Raw genomic sequence first — 26,799 nt, 5'->3', positions numbered from 1 at the left:
CGTGGCCCCACCCCCTCCCATCCTCCCCCTTGATGGGGGAGGATGGGAGGGGGCGACGGCAGACGCCGTCGTTGCCTCAGGATGCCCCGAGGCGTGCTTTCTTCTGTTCCGGCAGCTTCTCGCCCGCAAAACTGCGATCGCCCTGGGCGTCGCGGAGGCGCGTCGGCAGGCCCATGCCTTCGAGAAGCCCGAGGAACGGCACCGGCGGCAGTTCCTCGATATTGGCCATGTGGTGGCAATCCCACTCACCCCTAGCGATCAGCATGGCCGCCGCCACGGCAGGCACGCCCGCCGTATAGGAAATCGCCTGGCTGCCGGTTTCGGCAAAGGTCTCTTCGTGGTCGCAGATGTTGTAGATCAACATCTCGGCCTCGGCGCCGTTGCGCATGCCCTTGATCAGATTACCGATGAAGGTTTTTCCCGCATAGTCAGGTGCCAACGATGCCGGGTCCGGCAGCACGGCCTTCACGACTTTTAGCGGCACGACCTCCTGCCCTTCGGCAGTGAGAACCGGCTTTTCGGAGAGGAGGCCGAGATTTTTGAGCACGGTGAACACATTGATGTAGTGCTCGCCAAAGCCCATCCAGAAGCGGATATCGGGCACGCCGAGATTGGCCGAGAGCGAATGCACCTCGTCATGGCCGGTGAGATAGGTCTTGTGCGAACCAACGACCGGCAGATCGTCGGTGCGGCTGACCTCGAACATTTCGTTGGCGGTCCACTGGCTGTTCTGCCAGCTCCAGACCGTGCCGGTGAATTCGCGGAAATTGATCTCGGGATCGAAATTGGTCGCGAAATAGCGGCCATGGCTGCCCGCGTTCACATCGATGATGTCGATGGAATCGATCCGGTCGAAATAATGCTGGGATGCCAGAGCCGCATAGGCATTGACGACGCCCGGATCGAAGCCGGCACCGAGAACGGCCGTGATGCCCTTGCGCTCGCATTCCTCGCGATGCTTCCACTCGTAATTGCCATACCAAGGCGGCTGCTCGCAGACCTTGGACGGGTCTTCGTGGATGGCGGTGTCGATATAGGCAGCGCCGGTCTCGATGCAGGCGCGCAGCACCGACATGTTGAGAAAGGCCGAACCGGCATTGAGGACGATCTGGCTCTTGGTGCGCCGGATCAGGGTTTTTGTGGCTTCGACATCCATGGCGTCGAGCCGATGAGCGGCGATGAGCCCAGGCCGCTTGAGCACTTTGCGCTCAAGAATGCCGGCGATGATGGATTCGCATTTTTCGACGGTGCGGGAAGCGATGTTGATGTCACCGAGGACATCATTGTGCATGGCAGCCTTAGCAGCTGCGACCTGCGCGACACCTCCGGCACCGATGATCAGAATGTTCTTTTTCAATTGGCACGAAACACCTTCTTGGTGGTGGACATTGCCCAGCCGGGATCAGGAGAGGCTGGAGACGTAATCGGCGTAATCGAACGCGCGCACGAGTTCGATTTCACCGCTTTTTCGACGGATGGCGATACCGGGCATGGCGACGCCGTTGAACCAGTTCTTCTTCACCATCGTATAGCCGCCCGCATTGAGCAGCGATATGCGACTTCCAACGCCCAAAGGCGCTGGAAAGTCGAATTCCCCGAACACATCGCCCGCGAGGCACGATTTGCCGGCGATGAAATAGCGATGCGGGCCGGCGTTCGGCGCTACGGCCGCGCTTTGGCGGTAGACCAGAAGATCGAGCATATGCGCTTCGACGGCGCTGTCCACGATGGCAACGGCTTTGCCGTTTTCAACGATGTCGAGAACGCTGACTTCGAGCGTGGTCGTGTCGGTAACCGCGGTATCGCCAGGTTCAAGATAAACCTGCACGCCAAAGCGCTCAGCAAAGGCTTTTAGGCGCGCGGCAAGACCATCGATGGGATAGCCCGGCTTGGTGAAGTGGATGCCGCCGCCGAGGCTGACCCAATCGAGGCGCTCCAGCAGATGGCCAAGCTTGGTTTCGAACTGATCGAGCAATGCCGAAAGGGCTTCGAGCGAGTCGTTCTCGCAATTGCAATGCAGCATGAAGCCCGAGACGCGATCCATGACGGCTTCGACGCGCGCCAGATCCCATTCGCCGAGGCGGCTGAAGGGGCGGGCGGGATCGGCCAGATCGAAATGGGAATGGCTAACGCCGGGATTGACCCGCAACCCGATGGGCAGATGCGTAGCCTTGGCCGCATAGCGCTCAAGCTGGCCAACGGAGTTGAAGATGATCTTGTCGGCATTGGCGATCGCTTCGTCGATCTCGCCATCCGACCACGCGACGGAATAGGCATGCGTCTCGCCGCCGAATTTTTCGCGGCCGAGTTTGACCTCGTTAAGTGACGAGGAGGTGGTGCCATCCATATGCGGGGCCATCTGCGCGAAGGCCGACCACGTGGCAAAGCATTTTAGCGCTAGCAGGCATTTGGCGCCCGACTGCGCCCGAAGCTGGTCGATACGAGCCAGATTCCGATCGAGCGCAGTTTCGTCGATCAGGTAATACGGTGTGGCCAGAGGCATCGCGCTCGAACTCCTACAGCGTGTGCCGCCGGTCTACGGCGGAAAGTGAAGGGTTCGCCTTAAAGCCATGAGGGGGAGCGCGCAAGAGCGTGGCGTCGCGCATCACCTATGCCAGAAAAAGGAAAAGCCCCAGGACGGACGGTCCAAGGGCTCAAACTTCAGTGCAAAGTCGCACTAATGGGCAGCATCAGGACCAGATTATCGCCGGAGGCGCGTCATTGGCGAGCGGAGAGATGCTCTCGTTCGTGCAGAGCGAAACATCCTTGAACACGCAATCGTTGGGATCGGTCGTGGATGCGGCAAAGCTGGGCGCTGCGGTCACGGAAATGAGCAGGGCAGCGACAACGCTGGCAAAAATGGCTTTCATCAAGAAATCTCCTAGATACGAAATACCGTGGCTTCTAGTAGTGCCACCTTGCCTGAGCGTTCCCGCAAAAGGCCAAATAAGCCGCGACGGCTCAGATCACGCAGTCATGTTTGACCACTGATTGAGCCGTCGGCGGATGGTGCCAGACACTCAGGCGAGAGCCCGAGGGTCTCATGACGAGGCCCGGAGGCCGAGCCGCTTAGCTGTTGTTGACGCTAACCAGCGATTCGGTGACGCAGAGGGACTTGTCCTTGAACGCGCAGTGGTCTGCCGAAGCGGCGAAGGACGGGGTGGCAACGCCGGCAACCATGAGCGAGGCGATAGCGAGAGCAACGATCTTCTTCATTTGGAGTGTCTCCGTGTGTTGTTGACGAGACAACATAACCACCCCAGGATTGCCGCAACATTGCGTTGCTGTAAAATCTCTCAATGAAATCATGAACTTATCGTAATGTAGCCGCAATGTACATTAACCAGCCGTCAGGCTTGCGGCGCTGCGCAGGCGGAATTGTGTCAACTCCATGAAGAGGTTAACGCCAGTTGACCTATAAGCCGGGTTCTGTAGGGCCGCGCCGAAGCGCGACGTGGTGACCATTCATCTGAGGCGCCTGTTACCAGGACGCTCGTGCAACCAACCCGGATGATCTGGCCTCAAAACAGGCTGGGGCCGAAACCCCGCGTCATCCCTATTTGGTCTTGCTCCCGGTGGGGTTTGCCGTGCGGTCCCTGTTGCCAGGCACCCGGTGCGCTCTTACCGCACCCTTTCACCCTTACCCCGGCAAGCCGGGGCGGTTTGCTTTCTGTGGCACTTTCCCTGGGGTCGCCCCCGGCGGCCGTTAGCCGTCACCGTGTTTCGAAGGAGCCCGGACTTTCCTCCGGCAGCAGGTTACCCTACTGCCCGCGGTCACCCGGTCAACTGGCGCGCCGATGTAGGGGCGCACCCTGCCCCGCGTCAAGCGCGAAGATCAGGTAAGGAGCGGCTGGGGGCGCGGCTTGGTGATGGCCTGGTAGGCGAGGTTGATCGCCGCCATACGGGCGGTGGCCACATCGATCAGTTCCTCGGGCACGCCCTTGGCGATCAGGCGGTCGGGATGGTGCTCGGCAACGAGCAGGCGATAGACGCGGCGCACTTCCTCAGGCGGCGCTTCGTGCGACAGGCCGAGAACCACATAGGGGTCGACGCCTTCTTCGAGCATGACATGCTGCGATGCGATCTGCTCGAAGCGCACTTCGTCGAAGCCGAAGATGGTGCTGACGGAGCGCAGGTAGTCGAGTTCGGCCTCGTGCACGAGCCCATCGGCTGTGGCGATGAAGAACAGGCCATCGAGCACATGTTCGAGCGTCTCAGGCGTATCGGCGAAGAATCGGGCCACTTTGCGGGCATAGGCCTCGTAACCGGCGACGTCCTGCTTGGCGAGATTGAACAGGCGTTCCACCTGGGGCTCCTGGCCCTTGGTGATTTCCACGGTCGCGTTGAACGCGCGGACCTCAGAGGCCGTCACGGCGCCATCGGCCATGGCCATTTTGGCCGACAGGGCGATCAGGGCGAGCGTAAAGGCAGCCTCGCGGCCGCCGGGCAGCCAGGTGTCGGGGTCGAGGATATTGGCTATATGGCCCGCGACGCCGGTGCGGCGCGAGAACGAGCCGAGGAAGCTCGAGAGCTTCTGCCAGACATCGCGATTTTCTTCCGCTTTGCGTACGCAGCACAACATCTGCTTGGCCCTCATGCCGATCGAATGAGCATAAATGGTAGGGCGCAGAGATTATCCGGGCATTGCGCCTGGGTCCATGCCCTCCCGCGCATGGGAGCCGCCCGCCCTTCGCTGATCAGAATGGCGTGTAGTAGACGTCGTCGTCGCTCTGCGGATAGCGCTGGTTGCGTGGGCCTTCGTCGAGCCAGAAGCCATTGCTGTCGTAAGCCGGGGTATTCTGCTGCACCCGGTAGGTGGCGCTGCTCTGCTGGCCGCGGCGAGCAAGGAACTCGTTGAGCGGACCCGATTCCCAATCGTCGAGATCTTCGGAGGTGACGATATCGTTGGGCTGCTGCATCGGCACGACCGGCGCGGTTGCCGGCTGATTGATGATCAGCGGCTGGTTCGTGGCCAGGGGAACGCTGACGGGCTGCGGGCGCATGGAAAGCGGCATCGGCATTGGGGCCGTTTTAGCCGGAAGGGCGGCAACCTGCTCGGCCGGAGCCGGGATTGCGACCGCAGGGACCGGCGTCGCCACAGCCGGAGCCGGCTGTTGCGCAGGGCGCTCGGGTACGGGCTTGGCCGGCGTAGCAATCGCCGGGCTATCGCCGCCGGTAATGTAGCTCGGCAAGGGCTTTCCCGATTGCTCGAATGCGGAAACGGCGTCCGACGTGCTGGCGACAGCCTGCGGCTTGCCGGCGGGTTTTGGCGCTTCGGCCGCTGCGGGCTTGGGCGCGGTCGGCGGCGCAACGGGGGCGGCCTCCGCGGCAACGGGTGCCGCGTCGATGACCGCCACGCTGGGCGTGCCGGCAAAGGCGCCAGTGAGATAATCGGCAGCAGGAATGCCAATGACGAGTAGCGCCCCGGCCCAGGCAAGGCCATTGGTCAGGCGACGATCCATCTTCATAGGTCTAGTCGGCTCCGCTTTGCGTCGCAAATGATCCGCCCTTCAAGGCGAACTTGGTGGCCATTTTATGAACCATAAGTTCAAATAGTCTTGCAGCCACCAAGCTGAACGTGACCTGAACGCCGTTCTAGTCCGGCCGGCGGCCCAGCAAACGCGCCAGTGCGAGCACCAGATTCGAGCGGTTGAGCGTATAGAAATGGAATTCTGTGACGCCTTCGTCGAGGAGTTCGGTCACCTGCTCGGCAGCGACCGCCGCAGCGACCAGTGCATGCGTATCCGGGTCGTTTTCCAAACCGGAAAAGCGCTCGGCCAGCCAATCGGGAATCGAGGCGCCACAGCGGGCCGCAAACCCAGAAATCTGCTTGAACGAGTGGATCGGCTGGATACCCGGCACGATCGGCGCGGAAACGCCGGCCTTGCGGGCACGCTCGACGAACCGCAGATAGTCCGAATTGCGGAAGAACATCTGCGTAATAGCGCGGTCGGCACCGGCGTCGATCTTGCGCTTGAGGTTGTCGATATCCTCATCCCAGCTCGCGCTTTGCGGATGCTTTTCGGGATAGGCGGCGACTGAAATGTCGAAATCGCCGAGCTTGCGGATGCCGGCCACAAGATCGGCGGCGTTCTGATAACCCTGTGGATGCGGCGAAAAGGGCTGGCCGATGCCTTCCGGCGGATCGCCACGCAGCGCAACGATGCTCTTCACGCCGACCTCGGCAAAGCCGCGAACGACCTCGTCGATTTCACCCTTCGAAGCGCCGACGCAGGTGAGATGCGCGGCGGCCGGCACGCCAGTGTCCGACGTGATGTGGCGCACCATGCGCAGGGTGCGTTCGCGGGTCGAGCCCCCTGCCCCATAGGTCACGGAAACGAAGCGCGGCTTCAATGGAGCGAGCTTGCCGATCGATTCCCAGAATTTTTCTTCCATCGCATCGGTCTTGGGCGGGAAGAATTCGAAAGAAATCTGCAGCTCGGGGCGCTTGTCGGCGGTCAGGCGACTGGCGCGGAGGTCGTCGTCGATCATGGGTCTATTCCGTCTTTGTGCGGTCGCTGAGGCGCCAGAGGCATACCGTCAGCCCGCCATCCTTGTTCTTGCTGGGGAATTCGCGCATGGACTGCACATGCAGTCCGGCCGCTTCCGCCCAGCCCGTCATCTGCTCCTGCGATAGACCAAGCCGGCGATGGGCATGCTCGGTGCGCAGGAATTCGAGCGCGTGCGGCGCAAAATCCACGATCAGGATTTCGCCACCGCTTTTGAGCAGGCGTCGCGCCTGCCCCAGCATTCGGCCGGGATCGTCGAAATAATGCAGCACCTGGTGGATCACCACGACATCGGCAAGGCCAATGGCATTGTCGAGCGCGGCGATATCGCCGAGGCGCACCTGGGCCTGGTTGAGACCGGCGGCCGCGAGGCGCGAGCGCGCGACGGCAAGCATTTCGCGGCTCGAATCGACGCCGATGGCCCGCTTATAGGTGGGCGCCAGCAGTTCAAGCATGCGGCCGGTGCCGGTGCCGAGGTCGACGAGGAGATCGACGACGCGATTATTGAGGGTTTCGAGCAGCGCGGCTTCGACGGCCTCTTCAGGCACATGGAGGGTTTTGAGCAGGTCCCAGCTTTCGGCGACCTTGGCGAAATAGGCGGTGGCCATAGCCTGCTGCGCCGCAAGCGCGGCGGCCTGCCGGTCACGATCGCGCTGGCGTTCGGGATTGTTATGATCGATACGGGCGACGAGCCAGCGGGCCAATTCTGCGCCGTGGCCGTGTGGTGCCAGACCATAATACGCCCAGGCGCCCTCGGCGTGGCGCTGGATCAGGCCGGCATCGGCCAAGAGCTTGAGGTGGCGGGAAACGCGGGGTTGGCTCTGATCGAGGATCTCGGTAAGATCCTTGACCGAATGATCGCCATCGGCGAGCAGCGCCAGGAGCCGCAAACGCGTGCTCTCCCCTGCTGCCTTCAATACACCGACCAGTTCCGACACGCTCTGCCTCGCGAAAGATATAAAGATATCTTTATATCTAGACGAAGGGCGAGGTCCAGTGGTTTTTGAGGGTTGGGAACATGTGCTTGCCGAACACCCCCTCCCGGCCTCCTCACGTCAAATCGCTCCGCTAGAGCGATTTGACCTTCGGGACAGGTCGGAGCCCATCAAGGGGGAGGTGTCACCGAATTTGCTATGCGAATTCGGTTGAAGACTGTGGATTTGGCAAAATACTGCCTCAAAACTCAATACGACACCTCCCCCTTGATGGGGGAGGATGGGAGGGATTGCCGCGGCGCTCGAAAGTTACGCGGTCATCGCCTGCGGCTCGTGCATGTGAGCACTCGCGGCTGCACTGCGGCGGCGGAAGGAATGAGCCCGCCATAGCTCGAAGATATTGCGCGCTTCTTCTTCATCGAGCGCTTCGAAGCGGTTGACCATCATGTCTTGGTGGCCCTGCGTGGGCAGGTCGCGCCAAGGCAAGGTCGAGGCAATGGCGCCGAAGAGATCGGATTGCAGCCCTGAGGCGCGTAACGCAACGGTAACGGCTGCATAATCCTGGCTGGCGAGCCACTTCACCACGATTTCGGGGGCGACGCGTAGCATGACCGCGATGGCGGCTGCCGCATGGTGGCCATAGCCGAAGCGGGCAAAGCGGGCGAGCGCACGATCGTCGAGCTGCTTGCGGTCGGTCAAGGCGCGGACCTGATTATAGGCGACCTTCCACTCCTGCGCGTTGAAACCGGCGCGGTTGCGCATGCGCTTGTAGACGACAGCATTGACCTTGCCGGCGGTGACTGGATCGAAGCGGCCATCGACCTCGCCAAGCGTCTCCATCACCCTGTCGGCAACAGAGTCGATTTCGCCACGCAGCGATTTCCAGTCGATTTCAGCGCGATTGCGCAAGTCCTCGGCAATAGCCGCGTCCTGGCTGGCGCGGGCCACGAGCTTTTCGAGCGTGGTGCGGCCGATCTCGGCATTGGCATTGCGGACGAATTTGATGACCGACGAGGAATCGCCGTGCTCGACGATGGCCTCGCCTACGCGCTCAGTAACCGTGGCGCGGCCGGCGATGGCGACGCGATGCGCTTCGGACTGCTTTTCGATGATGTCGATCAGGTCGTCATCGCTGAGCACATTGGAGAATTCCAGCAGCGGCCGGGCGACCTCGATGTCGTCATTGGCAAGCTTGACCACCACCGTGCCGGGCGCCCGTTGCAGCGGCGCGAGAATTTTGGCGACATGGGCGCGGGCTTCGACCTCGACCAGTTCGGCGAGGAGGCAAAGCGCCTCGTCATACTGGACGACCTGCTCATCGTCGCACCGGTCGGACACGAAGCTGAACAGTTTGGCCATGTTGCGGAACAGTTGATCCCGCTCCGAATGGCTATCTTCGCCATTCAGCACACGAAAGCTCGCGAATGCTCGGCGGCCTTCATCGAATTCACTCATAATATTCTCCGGGCGGGATGCCGCATAGATGGAGTGAAGGTGCCCGCAGAGTCGCTTGGGAGTGCTGAAGGCAATGGGGGGTAATTGATTCAAATTGCCTGATCCATAGCGCCAACAAAAAGGCCCCGGAGATTTCCCCCGAGGCCCACGATATTTTCTCGCTGTCGAAAACTAGAGCAGATCGAACCTGTCTGCGTTCATGACCTTGGTCCAGGCGTCAACGAAATCAGTGACGAACTTGGTCTGGGCATCGGCACCGGCATAGACTTCGGCAAGCGCACGCAGCACCGAATTGGAGCCGAAGACCAGATCGACGCGCGTTGCGGTCCACTTGACCTCGCCAGTCCGGCGGTCGGTGCCTTCATAGAGCGTCTTGGCCTCCGAAGTCGCCTTCCACTGCGTGCTCATGTCGAGGAGGTTGACGAAGAAGTCGTTCGACAACACCCCCGGACGCTTGGTGAAGACGCCATGCTCGGAGCCACCGACATTGATGTTGATGGCGCGGAGGCCACCCAGCAGCACGGTCAGTTCGGGCGCCGTCAGCGTCAGAAGCTGCGCACGATCGAGCAGCACGACCTCGGCGGGAACGGCCAAAGCCGGGTTCTCGTAGTTGCGGAAACCATCGGCGGGCGGTTCGAGATAATCGAAGCTGGCTGCGTCGGTCTGCTCGGCACTCGCATCGGTACGGCCCGGGGTGAAGGGCACGGTCACATCGTGTCCCGCAACGCGCGCGGCCTGTTCGATACCGGCATTGCCGGCCAGCACGATCAGGTCGGCGAGCGAAATCTGCTTGCCGCCACGAGCGTTCTGGTTGAACTCGGTGCGGACGATTTCGAGCGCTTCGAGCACCCGGCCAAGTTCGAGCGGCTGGTTGACCGCCCAATCCTTCTGCGGCGCAAGACGAATGCGGGCACCATTGGCGCCGCCCCGCTTGTCGCCACCGCGGAAGGTCGAGGCCGAGGCCCAGGCGGTACCAACGAGATCGGAAACCGTCAGGCCCGAAGCCAGAACCTTCTGCTTGAGCTCGGCAATGTCAGCAGCATCGACGAGAGTACCGGTGACAGCCGGCACGGGATCCTGCCAGATCAGCTCTTCCTTCGGCACTTCGGGGCCGAGATAGCGCGCACGTGGGCCAACATCGCGATGGGTCAGCTTGAACCATGCACGGGCGAAGGCCTCGGCAAAAGCCTGCGGGTCTTCGAGGAAACGGCGCGAAATCTGTTCGTAGATCGGGTCGAAGCGCAGCGACAGATCCGTGGTCAGCATCGTCGGGCGGTGCTTCTTGCTGGCATCGTGAGCATCCGGGATGACCGCGTCGGCATCCTTGGCTTCCCACTGGATCGCACCGGCCGGGCTGCGCGTCTGCACCCATTCGAACTTGAAGAGGTTCTCGAAGAAGAGGTTGCTCCACTGCGCCGGGGTCTGGGTCCAGGTGACTTCGAGGCCGCTGCCGATGGTGTCGGCGCCGTGGCCCTTGCCATAAGAGCTGGTCCAGCCAAAGCCCTGCTCAGAGAGGTCTGCGGCCTCCGGATTGTCGCCCTTGTGCGATTCGGCCGAAGCGCCATGGGTCTTGCCGAAGGTGTGGCCGCCGCCGATCAGGGCAACGGTTTCCTCGTCATTCATCGCCATGCGCTTGAAAGTTTCGCGGATGAATTTTGCCGCCGAAAGCGGATCGCCATTGGCGCCCGGTCCCTCGGGATTGACGTAGATGAGGCCCATTTCGGTAGCGCCCAGGCCGCGGTCGAATTTCTCGAGCGGACGGTGGGTCAGCCACTCGGTCTCGGTGCCCCAGTTGACGTCTTCATCCGGCTCCCACGTGTCTTCGCGGCCACCGGCAAAGCCAAAGGTGCGGAAGCCCATGGTCTCGAGCGCGACATTGCCGGCGAGAATCATCAGGTCGGCCCAGGAAATGCTCTGGCCGTATTTCTGCTTGATCGGCCACAGGAGGCGGCGCGATTTATCGATATTGACGTTGTCGGGCCAGCTGTTGAGCGGGGCAAAGCGCTGCTGCCCGCGACCGCCGCCACCACGGCCATCGCTCAGGCGATAGGTGCCGGCGCTGTGCCAGGCCATGCGGACGAATTGCGGGCCATAGTGACCGAAATCGGCCGGCCACCAGTCCTGCGAATCGGTCATCAGCTTGCGCAGGTCGTTCTTGAGCGCCGCGTAATCCAGCTTCTTGAACGCTTCCCGATAGTTGAAGCCGGAATCGAGCGGGTTCGATTTGGCCGAATGCCGGTTCAGCAGATCGACGCGCAGCTGCTTGGGCCACCAGTCGCTATTGCCACGTACCTTGGTGCTGCTGCCATGGTCTACCGGGCACTTGCCGGCCGGAGCCTCGCCCTGAGGGGCATTCGTCGTATCAGTCATATGTGGGGCTCCTTTGCTGCTGACGCGCGTTATATTGAGGTGACAACCATTAGGCCAATCGATAATTCTTTCTCCACCGATAGGAAGAAATTATCGTGACAATCACGCTCAGACAAATGCGCTACGCCCTCGCCGTCGCCCGGACCGGACACTTCGGCCAGGCGGCCGACGAGTGCGCCGTATCGCAGCCGGCCTTGTCCCAGCAAATCCAGGTGCTCGAAACGCTGTGCGGCGCGACAATCTTTGATCGGCTGAAAACCGGAGTGCGACTGACTCCATTCGGCCGGGATTTCATGGAGCTGGCCCGGCCAGCCGTGGCAGCATCGGAAGCGCTAGATGATTTTGCCATGCGAAATGCCGGCAAGCCGAACCGGCCCATCCGTTTCGGCCTGATCCCCACCGTCGCGCCTTATCTGTTGCCCGATATTTTCCCCGCTTTGACCCGGCAATTGCCGGCGCTCAAATTCGCCATCAGCGAAAGCCGGACCGAGGCCATGCTCGAAAGCCTCGCCGACGGAAGCCTCGACATAGCGCTCATCGCCTCGGAACCGCCTGCAGGCGGACCGAAACTGGTGGTATCGCCGCTTTTCGAAGACCCGTTCGTGCTGGCGACGCCACGCGACGAACTGACGGCGGAACCCGTGTCGCTGGCGGCGCTCGAACCGGAACGCATCCTGTTGCTCGACGAGGGGCATTGCTTTCGCGATCAGACCATTTCCGCCTGCCGGCTAGAGGGCGAACGGTCATCCCGCACCTTTGCCGCAACGTCGCTTTCAACCATTGTGGAATTCGTCGCCAATGGGCAGGGCGTGACGCTGCTACCGCAAATCGCGCTGCGCAAGGAAGCCAGCGATCCCCGCATCGCCGTACATCAACTGGACGATCCGCGCGCCGGCCGCCATCTTGCACTCGTCTGGCGCGAGGCGACGCCGCTCGGCCAGACTTTTGAGGAGATCGCGCGCGTGATCCGCGCGACTAGGCCCGCGCCAGGCTGCGTTGCCTAAAGCTGTCGTACGAAAAAACCACCAGCGATAGCCAGATCAGCACGAAACTGAAGAGGCGCATGCCGTTGAGTTCTTCCCCGAAGAGGAAGACGGCGAGGAGAAACTGGATGGACGGCGCCAGATATTGGAACATGCCGATAGTGGTCAGCCGCAAGCGGCGGACGGCATAGGCAAAGAGCAGCAGCGGCACGGCAGTCGCTGGTCCCGTCAGGACAAGCAGGAGCATGGTCTGCGGATCGGCATGCGGGCCAATGCCGCGCGTCGCAAGGTCGAAGGCTACATAGGCAAGGGCGAAAGGCGAGGCGATGACAGTTTCGGCAAAAAGGCCCGTGGCCGGCCCCGATGGAGCGGTCTTGCGGAAGAAGCCGTAAAAGCCGAAAGAGAGCGCGAGGCTCAGCGCGACATAGGGGACGCTACCAAGACCGACCGCCTGAATCGCAATGGCAACCACAGCAATGGCAATGGAGATGGTCTGCAGCCGGTTCTGGCGCTCGCCCAGGAAGATCATGCCGATGGCGACGTTGATCAGCGGATTGATGAAATAGCCAAAGCTGGCCTCTAGCACCTGCCCCGATTCCACGGCCCAGACATAGATCAGCCAGTTGACGACCAGCAGTGCCGTCGAGAGCGCCACGACACGCAGCTTCCTCCAGTCGCTGAGAAGGGCGCGCGCCTCCTTGAAGCCTGCGCCGAACGCCAGGATACCGGTGAGAAAAACCAGCGAGAACAGTGTCCGCTCGGCGACGATCAGCACCGAGCCCGCGGATTCGAGCAGGTGGAACAGGATCGGCAAAAAGCCCCAGAGGAGATAGGCTACGAGCGCGGCAATGACGCCATTGCGGGTATGGGTGGGGTCGGCTGACAACGAGGATGGTGCAGGCGCGACAGCGCTGGGCGCCTGTTCGGGCAAGGTCATGGAAGAGCTCCGCACCACGGGGTGCTGGCCAGCACTATCAGCCGGGGCCCTAACCGGCCAATCAGAGTTTGTGATCGCTTTGTCTTGCAATGCTGATCGAAAAGGCCAACCTTTCAGGATGTTGGACGTTTGGCCTCACGGAGCCACGCAACACCGGGTTCCAGCCAGACCAAACTTGCAGGAGCAGCAGATGAAAAAGACCGTCACCTGGATCTTGATCGCGGACGGCACTCAGGCGCGAGTGCTGGAAAACACCGGGCCCGGAAAAGGGCTCGCGACCGTGAAAGGACTGGATTGGTCCATCGAGCCGCTCCAGAGCAAGGACATCGATACCGACCGCCCTGGGCGCGGCCACTCTTCGGGAGGCTCTGCCCGCTCTGCCATGGAGCCCAAGACCGACCCGGCACAACACCGCGAAGCTGAATTCGTGCGTTCGGTCGCCGCAGTCCTCGACAAGAAGGTCCTGGAAGGCGCCTTCGACAGGCTGGTTATCGCCGCCGCGCCGATCGCCCTGGGCAATCTGCGCAAGGCGCTGTCCGACCATGTGAAGAAAGCCGTTGTCGCCGAGCTCGACAAGGATCTGACCAATTTGCCGACCCCCAGCATCGACAAGCACCTCGACGGCATCATCGCCGTTTAAGCAAATCGGCCGGAGCGGCATACGCTCCGGCCGATCTTTATTTTCAATGGCTTAAATCGAAACCCGGAATCAGTTTCGCAGCCTCCGGCTATTCGTCGTCATCCGGCTCTAAATCCTCACCCGCCAGCGCATCGAGGAATTCCTCCAGCATCCGGTTGATGAGATCGGGCCGCTCGATGCTGGGAATATGCGCCACGCCTTCAACGACGGCGGCGAAGGAATTGGGCATGGTTTCCGACAGATGCTCATGCCGCTCGATGAGCGCGGAAAAATCCTCTTCGCCCACGATCAGCATGGTTGGCGCAGTAACGGCGTCCACGCGGCTCCAGGCGTCGGAGCGCGGCTCTTCCTGCGTGAGTTCGGGCTTTGCCAGCGCCTTGGCATTCATATCGAGAAACAGTTCGCGCACTGAACCACTGACGCGGCCGCTCTGAGCCCGCGGACCATCGAGCCATTCATGCGCCTGCACCTTGTTGAGAAGGTCCAGATCGCCACGCTCCCAGGCGTCTTCTTCGGCCATTTCGATGGCGCTCTCCTCGGCCGTCGCGCTCCACGGCGCGCCGGTAACAGAAGTGCCGATCAAGACGAGGCCAATGACGCGGCCGGGATGGCTCAAGGCGAAGTCGATCGCCAGCCCACCGCCCATCGAGCAGCCGACAAAGATTGCCGCGTGAATATCGAAGGCGTCGAGAATGGCTTCCAGATCGTCGAGATGGCTGAAGGGCTCATCGGGGCTTTCCGCATCGCCATAGCCGCGCCGATCATAGGCGATAGCATGCCAGCCATTATCGGCAGCAAGCCGCATCTGGTCGTGCCACATGCGGTGGTCGCAGACGCCAGCATGCAGGAAGACGACCGGCAGGCCATCGCCCATTTCGACGCCGGTCAGGCTGGCGCCGTCGATATCAATCGTGAATTCGTCCATTACCACGCGCAAATTTCCGTTTCAGTCGCGTCACTCTTCCAGCAGGCCCGGTCTTTCTTGGCCCTGAAATAGGTTCCCGGCAACGCCACACCCCGTCCGCCCTCTTCGTAGATGGCGCTGACAAAGCCCTGCCCGTCTGCCTCGATCCACAGCTCGAAGGTCGGCTTGCCCGCCGCCGAAATGCGGAAGCTGCCGGCCTCGTCGAGCCGCTGAAAATCGCACGAATATTCGCCGTCGTCAGAAGTGAAGCACCGCGCTTCCTTCGCCACCGCCGGCACCACCATCAGCATGGCCAGCAATAGGGCGAAAGTGGCGCGGGCCGCGTTCATTCGAAGACCAGGGCGCAGAACCTGATGTCACCCTGCTCCGCCTGCCAGCAACCCGGCTCATCCGGGAGCGGCGCAAAGGCGCCAAGCTCGTCAGGAATCTGGCCGGGCGCGACATCGGCGCCAATCAAATAGCCGAGGCCTTCATTTTCTCCGATAAGAGCAAAGGCGAAGGTCCGGCCGTCGGGCAAGGCGAAGGTCAGTCCGCCGCCATCGGTCTCCACGTCGCACGCAAACGCGTCGTAACCCGTCAACGAGCATTGGCCCGAAGCCGCCAATGCCGGAGCCGCGAGGGCAAGGCTGACTGCCAGCATCGCCCCCGTGATCAGAATCTTCATGCATTCCCCCAGAACGCCAGATAACCAAAGGCCCGAGGGCCCCGGACACCAAGCTTATGGCAGAAATCGTAGCAAACCCAATGTGTATTATTGCGCTTTGAAGGTGATGGTAAAGGCCGATCTCTTGGGGCAGCGGCCTATTTGCTCGTGTAATCCGCGAGAAGCGGGGTCAATGCACGCTCGATATCCTGCACGGAATAGGGTTTGACGATCACGGCATAACTTTGCCACTCGGGCGGCAGCCCCGCGCGGCCATAGCCGGTCGCAAAAATCAGCGGCACGCCGCGCTCTTTCAATATCTGCGCCACGGGGAAAACCGTGGTGCCACCGATATTGACGTCAAGGATCGCGACATCCACGGCGCCAAGCGCTTCCGCCATGGTGATGGCCTGTTCAAGGCGCATTGCCTGGCCCACCACTTCGCAGCCGAGGTCGGAAAGCACGTCCTCAAGCCCGAACAGAACGAGTGTTTCGTCCTCGACCACGAAGACGCGGCTTCCGGTAAACTTGGTCAAAGGCCGCTCCTCCACACTATCGCCAACCGACTCCTGCCAAGCTGAAATTAATCAGCAGATGCCGTCCTGCTCAACTCCCCGAAAGCAATGTGATCGCGAATTCCGACGTAATTTCAAGCCCCCGATCCTCCCGTGCCAGAATGCCGGCGGGCGGGATATGGGCGGCGAGCGCAGCGTCGCGGGCACGGATCAACGCGGCGATTTCGCTCTCATAAGCCACAAAGATAGCGGTAAGCCAACGATTGACCAAATAGGACGGCGACGGCATCTGCATATCGAAGCGGTTGATGAGGCCTATCGTCTTGTCCGCATCGGCCCAGTCGTCGCCCACCACCCACTGATTGACCGTAAAAAGCCGCAGTAGCCGCCCATGCGCATCGACGCCGATGGCAACAAGGTGGTGAATGGCGCCATCGGGACCATCGGGGCGCAGGAAGCAGTGGAAATGACCGTGCTCGGCCGAGCCTTCGCTCGCCGGATGGCAATGATAAAACCACTGCGCATTGCTGGCGGGATCAAAGACATCGCCCGGGGGATAGTGTTCCCAGGCCTCGATATCGGCAACGCCGCGAAACGTATCGCTCAGAACGTTGAGACCGCCCTTGGCGAGAATAGTCTCGCAAAAGGCGATTTCATTGAGAGCGTGTTCTCGGGCCGTGGACATCAGACGCTGTCCACCACCAGATCGGGCGCTTCCTGCCCGGCGGGCTTCGAAAGTGGCGGCACAGGCGGAGCGGCCTTTGCTGGAGCCGCTTCAGCCGGACGCTGTGCTGGAGGTGGAGGTGGCGGCGCCTTCTGTTCCGGCAGCTTGGCGGGTGGTGGCGGGGGCGCGGCCTTCGCCGGAGCACCCGCGGCGCATGGCGCAACCGGCGCCCCCGCGGCACATGGAACCGCGCCGGCAGCGCAAGGCGCCGAACCCGAGGCAGCGGCAGCCTGCGCGGTCGGACGCGGCGGCACCGGATTGGTCACATGATCATAAGCGATGGCGGCGGTGGTGACAGCGAGCGCGGCACCAAAAAGCAGAGTGTTGCGCGCGCTCATTTCTTGGCGAACCCATCAAGACCGAAGAAGGGACGCAGCCAGACGCCCGCGAAAGAACCGACAAAGGCTGCGGCAAACCAAAGCCAGCCATGAAGGCTGCCGGTCGCAATGCCAGAAAACAGCGCCCCGATATTGCAGCCAAACGAAAGACGCGCGCCATATCCCATCAGGAGGCCGCCAATGACGGCCGCCAGCAGCGAGCCGAGCGGCAAAGCAGCCTTCGGCGCAAACTTGCCGGCGATGGCCGCAGCCGCGGCCGCGCCGAGCACCAGACCAAAATCCATCACGGAGACCGAGTCGGCCAGGACGCTCGAATTCAGCGCCTGAGCCTGAGCCGGCCAGGTCCAGAATTCCCAACTCGCGACCGGAATACCGACCGCCGAGGCGATCTTGGCGCCCCAGAGACCGAAACCATAGGTGATCGACCAGGGGTGACCCGCAAGCAGAAGCGTGGCGATATTGAGAAGGGCCAGCATCAACCCTGCCCCGACCAGCGGCCATGGGCCATAGAGTATCCAGGTCCAACCCTGCCGCGCCGGAGCCGGTTCAGGCTCGATATTGCCGTGCACGCGCTTCTCGATGATCGCGGTGATCAGCGCCACGGCGGCAAGTCCCGCGACGGTCGCCGCAATGGCAAAGCCGACGCCGAGTTCGGCACCAAGACTCATCGCGGGCAAAGCGGGCTGCAACAGCCAAAACGGCAGATGCGCCGTGCCAACAACCGCGCCGATGATGAAAAACACCAGCGTCACCAGCATGCGTGCCGATCCGCCACCGACGGTGAACAGCGTGCCCGAGCCGCAGCCGCCGCCCAGTTGCATACCAAGGCCAAAGATGGCCGCACCCAGCAGGACGGAAACCCCAACCGGCGCCATGGCACCAACCATGGCCTGCCCGCCAATATTGCCCGCCGCCACCAGCGGGATCATCGCCAGCGCCGCAACGCCGATGGTCAGCATCTGCGCCCGCATGCCGCGACCGCGTTTTTCGACCACCATGCGCTTCCAGCCGCCGGTAAAACCGAACGAGCCGTGATAAAGCGCCACGCCGAGCCCGCCGCCGATCAGGAACAGCGTGCCTTGCCGCAGGTCGACCTGCCAGGTGATGAAAGCAAAGCCGGCCAGCAACATGGCGGCAGCGACGAAAAGTGGCGCCCTATCGACCACTGCAGGCGGCAGGAATTTTGGCGCTGGTGCGGAAATATCGCTCATGATTCTCAAATTGCAGAAGTTCTAAAAGGTTTGGATGCTGCAGCCTTGCGGCGCAACATCCAAAATCCCTTACGTCAATGACAGGCCGCGAGCTTACTGGATCGGACGAGCCGGATCGGCAGCCCATTCGGCCATCGAGCCGTCATACATGGCGGTATTGGCGTTGCCGCCCACTTCGTGGAGCGCGAACCAGGCGATGGAAGCCCAGTGGCCGGTATTGCAGAAGACGATGTTCTTTTCGCCTTCGGCAAGGCCAACGCCCTTTGCAAGCGCTGCGACCGTTTCAGGCAGCGCGAAGCTGGCATATTCGGCGCTGTAGAGCTTGGAATGCGGAATGTTCACGGCGCCGGGAATTGTGCCTTCGATGCGAACCACCGGGCTCTTCGACTGACCGAGATATTGCTCTTCCGGACGACCATCAACGAGCTTGGTGCCGGCAGCGAGCGCGGCTTCGACATCAGGCGTCGTGGCGCGGAGTTCGGGACGCACATTGACCGGGAATTCTGCCGCAACCGGAACGGCCGCTTCGGCAACGCGTTCGCCGCCCACGGCATCATACTGGCGCCAACCGCCATCGAGGATCGAAACGGCGTCGTGGCCGAGATATTTGAAGGTCCAGTAGACGCGGGTCGCGCCACCGAATTCGGAGGAGTCCGTGCCCCAGGGAACAATGACCACATGGTCGTCGGCATCAACGCCAAGGCTGCCGATCAGCGCCGCGATCTGCTCAACGGCCGGAATTTGGCCGGGAACGCCATCAACCTCGGTACGCCAGCCGGCGCTGGCATAAGGAGCCACGGCCGCATTGGCGATGAAAGGCAGATCGCCGAGGTCCGTTTCATCGATCTTGTCACGAATATCGATGATGGCGACATTCTCGTCCCCGGCATGCGCCTTCAGCCATTCGGCGGTCACGAGCGGGGTGACATCAGCCGCAAAGGCAAAAACGGGAGCCGCAACAACAAAAGCAGCGGCGGCGGCAAACGATGCGAAACGCATGGCAATCCTCCAAAACGAATTGGGGTAAATCTATACGGAATGGGTAGAGAAATCGAAGCGCGGAGAACCAAATCAACCGAACGCTCAAGAATGGATTTTCACGGGAGAACCCTTCAATAGGAAGGACTACTCACATGCCCGCGACCACCCGCTGGCAAGCAGACCTTTGCGCGCTGGCTTCTAGGTCGGCCTAAGAACGATCTAGCTACCGACACCCTTTGCGGCCCGTGCAAATTCTGCTCTTGTAAAGTAAAATGAGGACATACGATTGCACAGAAAGCCAATAAGCGCACCAAAGATCGACCTGTCCTCAAACGACAAACGTTTACTACTTCTACTTGAGAAGTTGCTCGACGAGGCATCGGTAGTTCAAGGAAACATCGAGAACGCGGTAGGTTTGTCCCATGAAGAGGCGCAGGAACTAACGGTCGCAATAAACCACAAACTTGAGAGCAAGGAGTTTTGGAACGCAGCGGCATTGGTAGAAAATCTAAGCCAAGGCAATCGAGAAGCCGCTAGGCACATCTATTTGGAAGGCCGCGCGAGGCGGGGTGCCTCACGAATAATGTCGAGCAATCACTATCATCAGTTTTTGGTCCGACTAGTCTTCGAAAGACCTCACCTGCCCGACCTAAGACCAATCGACTTCGAGCATTTCGTCAGGATGGAACAGCGGGTCTGGAGCGCGATCGGTGTCTCTCCGCATATAATAGACTTGCTCGAACGGTACTTGAGGCAAAACAAAAAAGAAATTGAATTGGCGAGAGCCGGAAAATTGCCTCTGGCCAGCGGAAAAATCATACGAGAGGCGAGATCATTGCGCCCACCGGAAGGCACAAGCGCTTGGGACTACGTCCTTCAATCAAATAGAATAGCCGGCGCCCTCACATTATTCTCAAACATGGGCGTAATGTTTAGTACCCGCGACTGGAGTGTCGCGAGTACTATGTCGACTTTGGCAGGCTCGGTAGGCCTCGTCGCCGGAAAATGATTATCGCGTCAGCGGCTTATACGTCGCGCGCTTCGGATTGACCGCATCCGCTCCAAGACGACGCACCTTATCCGCTTCGTAGTCCTGAAAATTGCCTTCGAACCATTCCACGTGGCTGTCGCCTTCGAAGGCCAGCATGTGGGTGGCCAGACGATCGAGGAACATACGATCGTGGCTGATGATCACGGCGCAGCCGGCGAATTCCTCGAGTGCTTCTTCCAAAGCGGCGAGGGTTTCGGTGTCGAGATCGTTGGTTGGTTCGTCAAGGAGCAGCACGTTGGCGCCGCTCTTGAGCATCTTGGCGAGGTGCACGCGGTTGCGCTGGCCGCCCGAGAGATTGCCGACCTTCTGCTGCTGATCGCCACCCTTGAAGTTGAAGGTGGAGGTATAGGCGCGCGAGTTCATTTCGCGCTTGCCGAGCAGCAGGACTTCATCGCCTTCCGAGATTTCTTCCCAAACGGTCTTGTTGGGGTTGAGGCTATCGCGGCTCTGATCGACATATCCGAGATGCACGTTTTCAGCGACGGTGACCGAGCCGCTATCGGGCTTTTCCTGACCCGTCAGCATCTTGAACAGCGTCGTCTTGCCCGCGCCATTGGGGCCGATAATGCCCACAATGCCGCCCGGCGGCAGCTTGAAGGTGAGATTGTCGATGAGGAGACGATCGCCAAACGATTTTGAAAGCCCTTCAACGTCGATGACATTGTGGCCGAGACGTTCGCCGGGCGGAATGATGATCTGCGCCGTCGTCGATTGCGTGCGAGCGTCGTTGATCTTGACCAGTTCGTCATAGGCCTTGAGACGCGCCTTGGACTTGGACTGGCGCGCCTGGGGAGACTGACCCATCCATTCCTTTTCGCGCTCCAGCACCTTGGCGCGCGCCGCGTCTTCGCTCTTTTCCTGGGCAAAGCGCTTGGCCTTGGCGCCGAGATAGGCGGAATAATTGCCTTCATAGGCGACGCCGCGACCGCGATCGAGCTCGAGAATCCACCCCGTCACATTGTCGAGGAAGTAGCGATCGTGGGTGATGATCAGCACGGCGCCGGCGAATTCGCGGAGGTGCCGTTCGAGCCAGGCCGTGGTTTCGGCGTCGAGATGGTTGGTCGGTTCGTCGAGCAGCAACAGGTCGGGCTTGGACAACAGCAGTGCGCAGAGCGCGACACGACGGCGCTCGCCACCCGAAAGCTTGGACACATCCGCATCGCCCGGAGGGCAGCCAAGCGCTTCCATGGCCACTTCGACCTGTGATTCCAGATCCCACAGGTTTTCCGCGTCGATCTGATCCTGCAGCTTGCTGGCTTCGTCGGCGGTCTCGTCCGAATATTCCATCATCAACTCGTTGTAACGATCGATGATGGCCTTCTTCTCTTTGACGCCGGTCATAACGTTGCCGAGGACGTTCAGCGCCGGATCCAGTTCCGGTTCCTGGCTCAGGTAGCCGACCTTGGCGCCCTTGTCGGCCCAGGCTTCGCCCTGAAATTCGGTGTCGATGCCGGCCATGATTTTCAGCAGCGTCGATTTACCGGAGCCATTGGGGCCGAGCACGCCGATCTTGGCGTCGGGATAGAAGGACAGATGGATGTTATCCAGCACCTTCTTGCCGCCCGCATAGGACTTCGACATTCCGTGCATGTGATAAATGAACTGGCGCGCCATGGGCGAGAGACCTCTTCGACGGGTTTCGTGAGTTGGCGCCTATGTAGGCCATGGCGCAGGCCGGGGCAACGGGGGCAAAGCCGTCGCCAAGAGCAACTATGCCGCAGCCACGTCCACCGGCACCGACTTGAACGCCGGCGTCTTGCTGCGCGGATCAACTTCGGTTGGGATCAGCACATTGGCCTCCGGATAATAGGCAAGCACCGAGCCGGACGGGAGGTCGAAGCTCGTCGCAACGCCCTCCATCTCGCCGACCGCCGAGCGCACGCGAACCCGCTGCCCTTCGCTCAGGCCGCGTTCGGCCATGTCGGCCGCGCTGAGGAAAATCGAATAGCGCCCCGCCTTGCCGCGATAGCTGTCGGTTTCTTCATAGATGATGGAGTTGAACTGCCCTTCGCTGCGCACCGAAGCGAGCATGAGCTTACCTTTTTCAAGGCTCGGGATCGGCGTAACGACGAAATGCGCCTTGCCGTCCAGCGTGCCGAATTCGGGCACATGCAGCACGCGATTGCGGATATGGAATTCGCGCTTGGCGACATCGATATCGGCCAGTTCCTCCATGCCCGGCACGATGGCGGCAATCGCATCGCGCAATTTCGCATGGCCGGAAAAGGCGTCAAAATCCACGGGCGAGTCTGGCAGCACGCGCTTGCCGATCTGCCCGAGGATCCAGCTTTCCGGCCGCACTGTGGAAATGCGCTCGATACCGCCATCGGACAGCCGGACGAAGTTGAACATCGATTCCTGCGTCGTCGGCTCCCATTCTTCGTCGCGCGCCGTGACCGGGAGAATGAGAACCTCGTCATCGCCGAGGCCATGCACGTGGCCCTGGTTGAGCGTCGTCGTCAGGAAAAGCTTGAAGCCAATGGCGCCCATGGCGCGGCTCGAAAATGCCGTATCGGGCGTCGCCGCCCAGAGATTGCCGCCCATGATAACGGCGGCATCGATCTCACCCGCCTCGGCCCGCTTGAGGCAGGCCATGGTGTCGAGGCCCTTCTCTTCCGGAAAAGTAACCCCAAAAACTTCTTCCATGCGTTTGAGCACATCGCGCGCCAGCACCGGCTTGACCCCGATTGTGCCTATGCCCTGCACATTGGAATGCCCCCGCAGTGGCAGGAGCCCGGAAAAACGCTTGCCGATCATGCCGCGCACCAGCGCCAGATTGGCAATGGCTTCGACATTTGCCGTGCCGTGCACATGGTGCGTCATGCCCATGCCCCAGGCAAAAACCGCGTGCTGTGAGCGCCCATAAGCCTCCGCCACGCGCGAAATCTCCTCGCGCGACAGACCACAGGCCTCGGTGATTTCACCCCAGCCAAGCGTATCAAGATCGTTACGGAAAGCCTCGAAATCGGCGCCATAAGCGGCGATGAAGGCGCGGTCCTCGGTCCCCTGCTCCAGCACCGCTTTTGCAAGACCCTTGAACACGGCGATATCAGAGCCGATCCGCGGCTGCAGATAGTCCGAGGCAATATCGCTACCGCCCTTGAGCATGGACAGCGGCGATTTCGGCACCGCGAACTTGACCAGCCCCGGTTCCTTGGCCGGGTTGATGACGATCACCTGTCCGCCCCGCTCGCGGCAGTTTTTCAGCATGTGAATGAAGCGCGGATGGTTGGACGAGGGATTAGCGCCGATGACGAAGATCAGGTCGGCCCCGGTCAGGTCTTCAAGCTCGACGGTTGCCGTGCCCTTGCCGATGGTCGTGGCCAGGCCCTCGCTCGTCGCCTGATGGCAATAATAGGAGCAGTTGTTGACGTTGTTGGTGCCATAGGCCCGGGCCAGCAACTGGAACAGGAACCCCGCCTCGTTCGAAGAACGCCCCGACGAATAGAAAAAGCTCCGGCGCGGATCGGTCTCAGCCAGCCTATGCGCGGCATGATCGAGCGCAGTGTCCCAATCGAGCGGCTCGAAGCGATCCGAACCGGCCCGGCGGAAGAGCGGTGTGCCGAGGCGGCCCAGCCGCTCCATTTCGCGGCCCGAAAGCTCGCTCAATTCGGCAATGGTGTGCTCGAAGATCGGCTCGGGAATCGGCGGCTGGATATCGGTCGACTGCGCCTGCACCGATTTGTTGCAGACCGAGGGAAACTCATCGAGTTCATTGGTCATGCCGCCATGCTGGCCGCCCATGCCATAGGCACAGGCCTTGCAGGTATTCTTGGCCGTCAGCGCCTTGGCGGCCTTGCCCACGCCCATCTTGCCGATGGTGGCAAGGGTATAGAGCACTTTCTTGGGGCCGCCGCCCACGATGTTACTGGTATCGGCCAAGGCCAAACTCCGACTTGCTGCGCTGTCATTGTCGGCTCATGACGCGGCGCAGGCAAGCCTAGAAGCCGGTCAATAGACCGCCTTCACATACATCTCCTGTGGCACAGGCCCGCGATGGTAATCGGGGTGGCGGATGCGCTCCGGCAGCACGACTTCGGGCTTGGGCACTTCGTCATAGGGAATGGCGGCGAGGAGATGCGCGATGCAGTTGAGCCGCGCCCGCTTCTTGTCGTCGGCCTGCACCACCCACCAGGGCGAGTCGGTGATATGCGTGCGCGCCAGCATGTCTTCCTTGGCCTTGGTATAATCTTCCCAGTGCCTGCGGCTTTCCATGTCCATGGGCGACAGTTTCCACTGCTTCAGAGGGTCCTGAATGCGCATGCGGAAGCGAAATTCCTGCTCTTCATTGGTGATCGAGAACCAGAATTTGATGAGGATAATGCCCGAGCGAACCAGCATTTTTTCAAATTCCGGAACCGTGCGGAAGAATTCTTCCAGCTCGTCGGGCGAGCAAAACCCCATCACGCGCTCGACGCCGGCCCGATTGTACCAGGAGCGATCGAACAGCACCATTTCGCCCGCCGCCGGCAGATGGGGCACATAGCGCTGAAAATACCACTGGGTCTTTTCGCGGTCAGAAGGGGCAGGCAAGGCGACGACACGGCAGACGCGCGGATTGAGCCGCTGGGTGATGCGCTTGATGGCCCCACCCTTGCCGGCGGAATCGCGGCCTTCGAAAACCACTGCAACCTTCAGTTTATTATGGACAATCCAGTCCTGTAGTCGCACGAGTTCGTGCTGCAGGCGGAAGAGTTCGCGAAAATAGACATTGCGGTCGATTGACTCCCGCCCTTCCCGCTCGCCCTCTTCGGCCAGCGCTTCGAGCTGATCGTCCTCGAATTGCAGCTCCAGTTCTTCGTCAAAACTGTCGGTAATCTCTTCGCGAATGCGGTTCAGTTCCGCCTCGAATTGTTCAAAGCGCGCGTTTTGGTCGAAGTCGTTCACGGCAAGCCCTCCGGGTGCGGCACCATTGGCCACACCAGGATTGCACTTTTGTGACAGTCTTAGTTAGCCATGGTGCTGCGATGCGCCCAACCGGTCATGCGCTGCTCGAACCAGGCCATCAGCGCGTACATGACGATGCCTTCGAAGGCCAACATCAGGAGGCCCGCGAACACTAGCGGCACGTTGAAGTTGGACTGTGCCGAAGCCATCATATTGCCGAGGCCGGAATTGGAGGCCACCGTTTCGCTCACCACCGAGCCGACAAAGGCCAGCGTGATCGACACCTTCAGCGAGCCGAAGAAATAGGGCATCGAGCGCGGAATGCCCACCTTGAGCATGATGTCCATCTTCTTGGCCCCAAGCGCGCGCAAAACGTCCTCGGTTTCCGGCTCGATGGTCGCAAGGCCCGTCGCGACGTTCACGACGATAGGGAAGAACGAAATCAGGAACGCCGTCAGCACCGCCGGCACGGTGCCAATGCCGAACCAGATGACAAGGATGGGCACCAGCGCGACCTTGGGCACAGCGTTGAAACCGACCATGATCGGATAAAGCCCGGCATAGATGGTTTTGGACCAGCCGATGAAGAGGCCAATACCAAGCCCCGCGACGACGGCGATGAGGAAACCGAGCACAGTCGTATAGAGCGTCTGAAGCGAATTCTTCCAGATGGGCGACCAGTACTGAATGATCGCTTCGAAGACCCGCGTCGGCGTCGGCAGGATGGTATGCGGCAAGCCGGAAATACGGACACCAATTTCCCAGATGACGAACAGGCCAATGGTATAAAGAAACGGCGCGAGCCGGACCCAATTGACCGTAAAGGCCGGCTTTGGCGGCACCGCGACAGGCGTTGACGTATCGAGCGTCGTCATGCGGCAGCCCTCGCGGTGGCGATTTCCCCGTGCAGCTTCTGCACCATTTCGTTGAACGCTGGCTCATAGAGCAATTCGAGCTGCCGTGGCCGTTCGAACGGCACGTCATGCTCGGCAACCACCCTGCCCGGCCGCGCCGACATCACCACCACCTTGTCGGCGAGAAACACGCTTTCGCGCAGATCATGCGTTACCAGAACGATGGTGACATCCTGGCTCGCATGCAGATCGCGGATGACGCACCAGAGTTCTTCCCGGGTGAAGGCGTCGAGCGCCCCAAACGGCTCGTCGAGCATCAGCAGTTCCGGCTCGTGGATCAGCGCCCGGCAAAGATTGGCGCGCTGCTGCATACCGCCGGAGAGTTGCCAGGGAAATTTATCGCCAAAGCCTTTCAGTCCCACCGTCTCCAGAAGCTTCTCGGCCTTGGCGACATATTCCGCCTTATGAGCCCGCAAACGGTGCCGGTGCCTTTCAACGATCTCCAGCGGCAGGAGAATATTTTCGAGCGTCGTCCGCCAGGGCAGCATGGTCGGGTTCTGGAATGCCATACCCACGATGGAAACGGGCTTCGTCACCTGTTGATTGGCAACGATGACAGCACCGGTCTGCGGGATATGGAGCCCCGTCGTCAGCTTCATCAGCGTGGATTTTCCGCAGCCCGAAGGCCCCACCACGGCAACGAACTCGCCGCGATTGATTTTGAGATTGAGCCCGCTCACGGCCAGCGTGCCGCTCGGCCCACCATAACGCATGTCGACATTTTCGATGGAAACCAGCGGTGATGCCATGCCCAAACCCCAGCAAAGAAAGAAGGTCCGCC

Annotated in this window: 27 protein-coding genes and 1 other RNA gene; 3 read left to right on the top strand and 25 right to left on the bottom strand. The window is 61.1% G+C overall.

What is annotated here, in order from left to right:
• Nucleotides 1-76 precede the first annotated feature (76 nt).
• From ASD83_RS00930 to katG, 11 genes are all read right to left on the bottom strand, one after another.
• Nucleotides 77-1,357, bottom strand: a complete 1,281-nt coding sequence (locus ASD83_RS00930; RefSeq protein WP_056307073.1) for a saccharopine dehydrogenase family protein — start codon at nt 1,355-1,357, stop codon at nt 77-79.
• Nucleotides 1,358-1,402: 45 nt separating this feature from the next.
• Entirely contained in the window at nt 1,403-2,503 is a 1,101-nt protein-coding gene (locus tag ASD83_RS00925) for a carboxynorspermidine decarboxylase (RefSeq protein ID WP_056307071.1), read from the bottom strand.
• A gap of 187 nt (nt 2,504-2,690) precedes the next feature.
• Nucleotides 2,691-2,870, bottom strand: a complete 180-nt coding sequence (locus ASD83_RS00920) for a hypothetical protein (RefSeq protein WP_056307069.1) — start codon at nt 2,868-2,870, stop codon at nt 2,691-2,693.
• Nucleotides 2,871-3,069: 199 nt separating this feature from the next.
• Entirely contained in the window at nt 3,070-3,216 is a 147-nt protein-coding gene (locus ASD83_RS20825) for a hypothetical protein (protein WP_156385672.1), read from the bottom strand.
• A 186-nt stretch (nt 3,217-3,402) separates the two neighbouring features.
• Nucleotides 3,403-3,790: RNase P RNA component class A (gene rnpB / locus ASD83_RS08735), an RNA gene on the bottom strand.
• 45 nt (nt 3,791-3,835) lie between these two features.
• The gene (locus ASD83_RS00915) at nt 3,836-4,582 is read right to left on the bottom strand and encodes a J domain-containing protein (protein WP_056309759.1); all 747 of its coding nucleotides are present in this window, start codon (nt 4,580-4,582) and stop codon (nt 3,836-3,838) included.
• Nucleotides 4,583-4,697: 115 nt separating this feature from the next.
• The gene (locus ASD83_RS00910) at nt 4,698-5,468 is read right to left on the bottom strand and encodes a hypothetical protein (RefSeq protein WP_056307067.1); all 771 of its coding nucleotides are present in this window, start codon (nt 5,466-5,468) and stop codon (nt 4,698-4,700) included.
• Between the two features lie 127 nt (nt 5,469-5,595).
• Nucleotides 5,596-6,492: a methylenetetrahydrofolate reductase [NAD(P)H] gene (metF, locus tag ASD83_RS00905; RefSeq protein WP_056307066.1), complete on the bottom strand. Its 897-nt coding sequence runs from the start codon at nt 6,490-6,492 to the stop codon at nt 5,596-5,598.
• A 4-nt stretch (nt 6,493-6,496) separates the two neighbouring features.
• Nucleotides 6,497-7,447, bottom strand: a complete 951-nt coding sequence (locus ASD83_RS00900) for an ArsR/SmtB family transcription factor (RefSeq protein ID WP_156385671.1) — start codon at nt 7,445-7,447, stop codon at nt 6,497-6,499.
• 306 nt (nt 7,448-7,753) lie between these two features.
• Nucleotides 7,754-8,899, bottom strand: a complete 1,146-nt coding sequence (locus ASD83_RS00895; RefSeq protein WP_056307064.1) for a DUF2336 domain-containing protein — start codon at nt 8,897-8,899, stop codon at nt 7,754-7,756.
• Between the two features lie 171 nt (nt 8,900-9,070).
• Nucleotides 9,071-11,269, bottom strand: a complete 2,199-nt coding sequence (katG, locus tag ASD83_RS00890; RefSeq protein ID WP_056307062.1) for a catalase/peroxidase HPI — start codon at nt 11,267-11,269, stop codon at nt 9,071-9,073.
• A gap of 95 nt (nt 11,270-11,364) precedes the next feature.
• Between katG and ASD83_RS00885 the strand changes: the two genes are divergently transcribed.
• Nucleotides 11,365-12,273 carry a hydrogen peroxide-inducible genes activator gene (locus ASD83_RS00885; protein ID WP_156385670.1) on the top strand — a complete coding sequence of 303 codons (909 nt, stop codon included), beginning with the start codon at nt 11,365-11,367 and terminating at the stop codon, nt 12,271-12,273.
• Here ASD83_RS00885 and rarD read toward each other — a convergent pair.
• Complete coding sequence (gene rarD, locus ASD83_RS00880; protein ID WP_056307058.1) at nt 12,245-13,189, bottom strand: EamA family transporter RarD; 945 nt, start codon at nt 13,187-13,189, stop codon at nt 12,245-12,247. The two genes, ASD83_RS00885 and rarD, sit on opposite strands and share 29 nt — an antisense overlap.
• Before the next feature lie 190 nt (nt 13,190-13,379).
• Between rarD and ASD83_RS21085 the strand changes: the two genes are divergently transcribed.
• Nucleotides 13,380-13,829 (top strand): host attachment protein, encoded by a 450-nt coding sequence (locus tag ASD83_RS21085; protein WP_056307056.1) that lies wholly within the window; start codon nt 13,380-13,382, stop codon nt 13,827-13,829.
• Between the two features lie 88 nt (nt 13,830-13,917).
• On the opposite strand, the gene ASD83_RS00870 is transcribed toward ASD83_RS21085, so the two are convergent.
• The 8 genes from ASD83_RS00870 to ASD83_RS00835 all read right to left on the bottom strand — a co-directional run bounded on the left by ASD83_RS00870 (nt 13,918) and on the right by ASD83_RS00835 (nt 19,184).
• On the bottom strand, nt 13,918-14,754 hold the full coding sequence (locus ASD83_RS00870) for an alpha/beta fold hydrolase (RefSeq protein ID WP_056307054.1): 837 nt from the start codon (nt 14,752-14,754) through the stop codon (nt 13,918-13,920).
• Entirely contained in the window at nt 14,754-15,083 is a 330-nt protein-coding gene (locus ASD83_RS00865; protein WP_056307052.1) for a hypothetical protein, read from the bottom strand. The genes ASD83_RS00870 and ASD83_RS00865 overlap by 1 nt, the downstream gene beginning before the upstream one ends.
• The gene (locus ASD83_RS00860; protein WP_056307050.1) at nt 15,080-15,418 is read right to left on the bottom strand and encodes a hypothetical protein; all 339 of its coding nucleotides are present in this window, start codon (nt 15,416-15,418) and stop codon (nt 15,080-15,082) included. Before ASD83_RS00860 ends, ASD83_RS00865 begins: the two co-directional genes overlap by 4 nt.
• Nucleotides 15,419-15,555: 137 nt before the next feature.
• On the bottom strand, nt 15,556-15,933 hold the full coding sequence (locus ASD83_RS00855; protein ID WP_056309756.1) for a response regulator: 378 nt from the start codon (nt 15,931-15,933) through the stop codon (nt 15,556-15,558).
• 70 nt (nt 15,934-16,003) lie between these two features.
• The gene (locus ASD83_RS00850; protein WP_413813486.1) at nt 16,004-16,600 is read right to left on the bottom strand and encodes a DUF6969 family protein; all 597 of its coding nucleotides are present in this window, start codon (nt 16,598-16,600) and stop codon (nt 16,004-16,006) included.
• Nucleotides 16,597-16,974, bottom strand: coding sequence for a hypothetical protein (locus ASD83_RS00845; RefSeq protein WP_056307046.1), 378 nt, complete (start codon nt 16,972-16,974; stop codon nt 16,597-16,599). Before ASD83_RS00845 ends, ASD83_RS00850 begins: the two co-directional genes overlap by 4 nt.
• Nucleotides 16,971-18,185, bottom strand: coding sequence for a YeeE/YedE family protein (locus tag ASD83_RS00840; protein WP_056307044.1), 1,215 nt, complete (start codon nt 18,183-18,185; stop codon nt 16,971-16,973). The genes ASD83_RS00845 and ASD83_RS00840 overlap by 4 nt, the downstream gene beginning before the upstream one ends.
• A gap of 93 nt (nt 18,186-18,278) precedes the next feature.
• Nucleotides 18,279-19,184, bottom strand: a complete 906-nt coding sequence (locus ASD83_RS00835; protein WP_056307042.1) for a sulfurtransferase — start codon at nt 19,182-19,184, stop codon at nt 18,279-18,281.
• Between the two features lie 268 nt (nt 19,185-19,452).
• On the opposite strand from ASD83_RS00835, the gene ASD83_RS00830 reads away from it, so the two are divergent.
• A complete protein-coding gene (locus ASD83_RS00830; protein ID WP_056307040.1) occupies nt 19,453-20,175 on the top strand; it encodes a hypothetical protein in 723 nt (240 codons plus the stop codon).
• On the opposite strand, the gene ettA is transcribed toward ASD83_RS00830, so the two are convergent.
• The 5 genes from ettA to ASD83_RS00805 all read right to left on the bottom strand — a co-directional run bounded on the left by ettA (nt 20,176) and on the right by ASD83_RS00805 (nt 26,767).
• Entirely contained in the window at nt 20,176-21,831 is a 1,656-nt protein-coding gene (gene ettA, locus ASD83_RS00825) for an energy-dependent translational throttle protein EttA (RefSeq protein ID WP_056307038.1), read from the bottom strand. It abuts the gene before it with no gap.
• 96 nt (nt 21,832-21,927) lie between these two features.
• Entirely contained in the window at nt 21,928-24,099 is a 2,172-nt protein-coding gene (locus tag ASD83_RS00820; protein ID WP_056307036.1) for an FdhF/YdeP family oxidoreductase, read from the bottom strand.
• 69 nt (nt 24,100-24,168) lie between these two features.
• A complete protein-coding gene (ppk2, locus tag ASD83_RS00815) occupies nt 24,169-25,104 on the bottom strand; it encodes a polyphosphate kinase 2 (protein WP_056307034.1) in 936 nt (311 codons plus the stop codon).
• Between the two features lie 59 nt (nt 25,105-25,163).
• Nucleotides 25,164-25,979 carry an ABC transporter permease gene (locus ASD83_RS00810; RefSeq protein ID WP_056307033.1) on the bottom strand — a complete coding sequence of 272 codons (816 nt, stop codon included), beginning with the start codon at nt 25,977-25,979 and terminating at the stop codon, nt 25,164-25,166.
• Nucleotides 25,976-26,767, bottom strand: coding sequence for an ABC transporter ATP-binding protein (locus ASD83_RS00805; protein ID WP_244489073.1), 792 nt, complete (start codon nt 26,765-26,767; stop codon nt 25,976-25,978). The genes ASD83_RS00810 and ASD83_RS00805 overlap by 4 nt, the downstream gene beginning before the upstream one ends.
• Between the last annotated feature and the right edge of the window lie 32 nt (nt 26,768-26,799).

The sequence above is a fragment of the Devosia sp. Root685 genome (genome assembly GCF_001427875.1).
GTDB lineage: Bacteria > Pseudomonadota > Alphaproteobacteria > Rhizobiales > Devosiaceae > Devosia.
Note: the sequence above shows the minus strand (reverse complement) of the source record. Positions and strands in the feature narration are given on the sequence as shown.

Coding starts and splice junctions, on each gene's coding strand:
- ASD83_RS00925 (WP_056307071.1), bottom strand. CDS start 2,503: ATGCCTCTGGCCACACCGTATTACCTGATCGACGAAACTGCGCTCGAT.
- ASD83_RS00920 (WP_056307069.1), bottom strand. CDS start 2,870: ATGAAAGCCATTTTTGCCAGCGTTGTCGCTGCCCTGCTCATTTCCGTG.
- ASD83_RS20825 (WP_156385672.1), bottom strand. CDS start 3,216: ATGAAGAAGATCGTTGCTCTCGCTATCGCCTCGCTCATGGTTGCCGGC.
- ASD83_RS00915 (WP_056309759.1), bottom strand. CDS start 4,582: ATGTTGTGCTGCGTACGCAAAGCGGAAGAAAATCGCGATGTCTGGCAG.
- ASD83_RS00910 (WP_056307067.1), bottom strand. CDS start 5,468: ATGAAGATGGATCGTCGCCTGACCAATGGCCTTGCCTGGGCCGGGGCG.
- metF (WP_056307066.1), bottom strand. CDS start 6,492: ATGATCGACGACGACCTCCGCGCCAGTCGCCTGACCGCCGACAAGCGC.
- ASD83_RS00895 (WP_056307064.1), bottom strand. CDS start 8,899: ATGAGTGAATTCGATGAAGGCCGCCGAGCATTCGCGAGCTTTCGTGTG.
- katG (WP_056307062.1), bottom strand. CDS start 11,269: ATGACTGATACGACGAATGCCCCTCAGGGCGAGGCTCCGGCCGGCAAG.
- rarD (WP_056307058.1), bottom strand. CDS start 13,189: ATGACCTTGCCCGAACAGGCGCCCAGCGCTGTCGCGCCTGCACCATCC.
- ASD83_RS21085 (WP_056307056.1), top strand. CDS start 13,380: ATGAAAAAGACCGTCACCTGGATCTTGATCGCGGACGGCACTCAGGCG.
- ASD83_RS00870 (WP_056307054.1), bottom strand. CDS start 14,754: ATGGACGAATTCACGATTGATATCGACGGCGCCAGCCTGACCGGCGTC.
- ASD83_RS00865 (WP_056307052.1), bottom strand. CDS start 15,083: ATGAACGCGGCCCGCGCCACTTTCGCCCTATTGCTGGCCATGCTGATG.
- ASD83_RS00860 (WP_056307050.1), bottom strand. CDS start 15,418: ATGAAGATTCTGATCACGGGGGCGATGCTGGCAGTCAGCCTTGCCCTC.
- ASD83_RS00845 (WP_056307046.1), bottom strand. CDS start 16,974: ATGAGCGCGCGCAACACTCTGCTTTTTGGTGCCGCGCTCGCTGTCACC.
- ASD83_RS00840 (WP_056307044.1), bottom strand. CDS start 18,185: ATGAGCGATATTTCCGCACCAGCGCCAAAATTCCTGCCGCCTGCAGTG.
- ASD83_RS00835 (WP_056307042.1), bottom strand. CDS start 19,184: ATGCGTTTCGCATCGTTTGCCGCCGCCGCTGCTTTTGTTGTTGCGGCT.
- ettA (WP_056307038.1), bottom strand. CDS start 21,831: ATGGCGCGCCAGTTCATTTATCACATGCACGGAATGTCGAAGTCCTAT.
- ASD83_RS00810 (WP_056307033.1), bottom strand. CDS start 25,979: ATGACGACGCTCGATACGTCAACGCCTGTCGCGGTGCCGCCAAAGCCG.
- ASD83_RS00805 (WP_244489073.1), bottom strand. CDS start 26,767: ATGGCATCACCGCTGGTTTCCATCGAAAATGTCGACATGCGTTATGGT.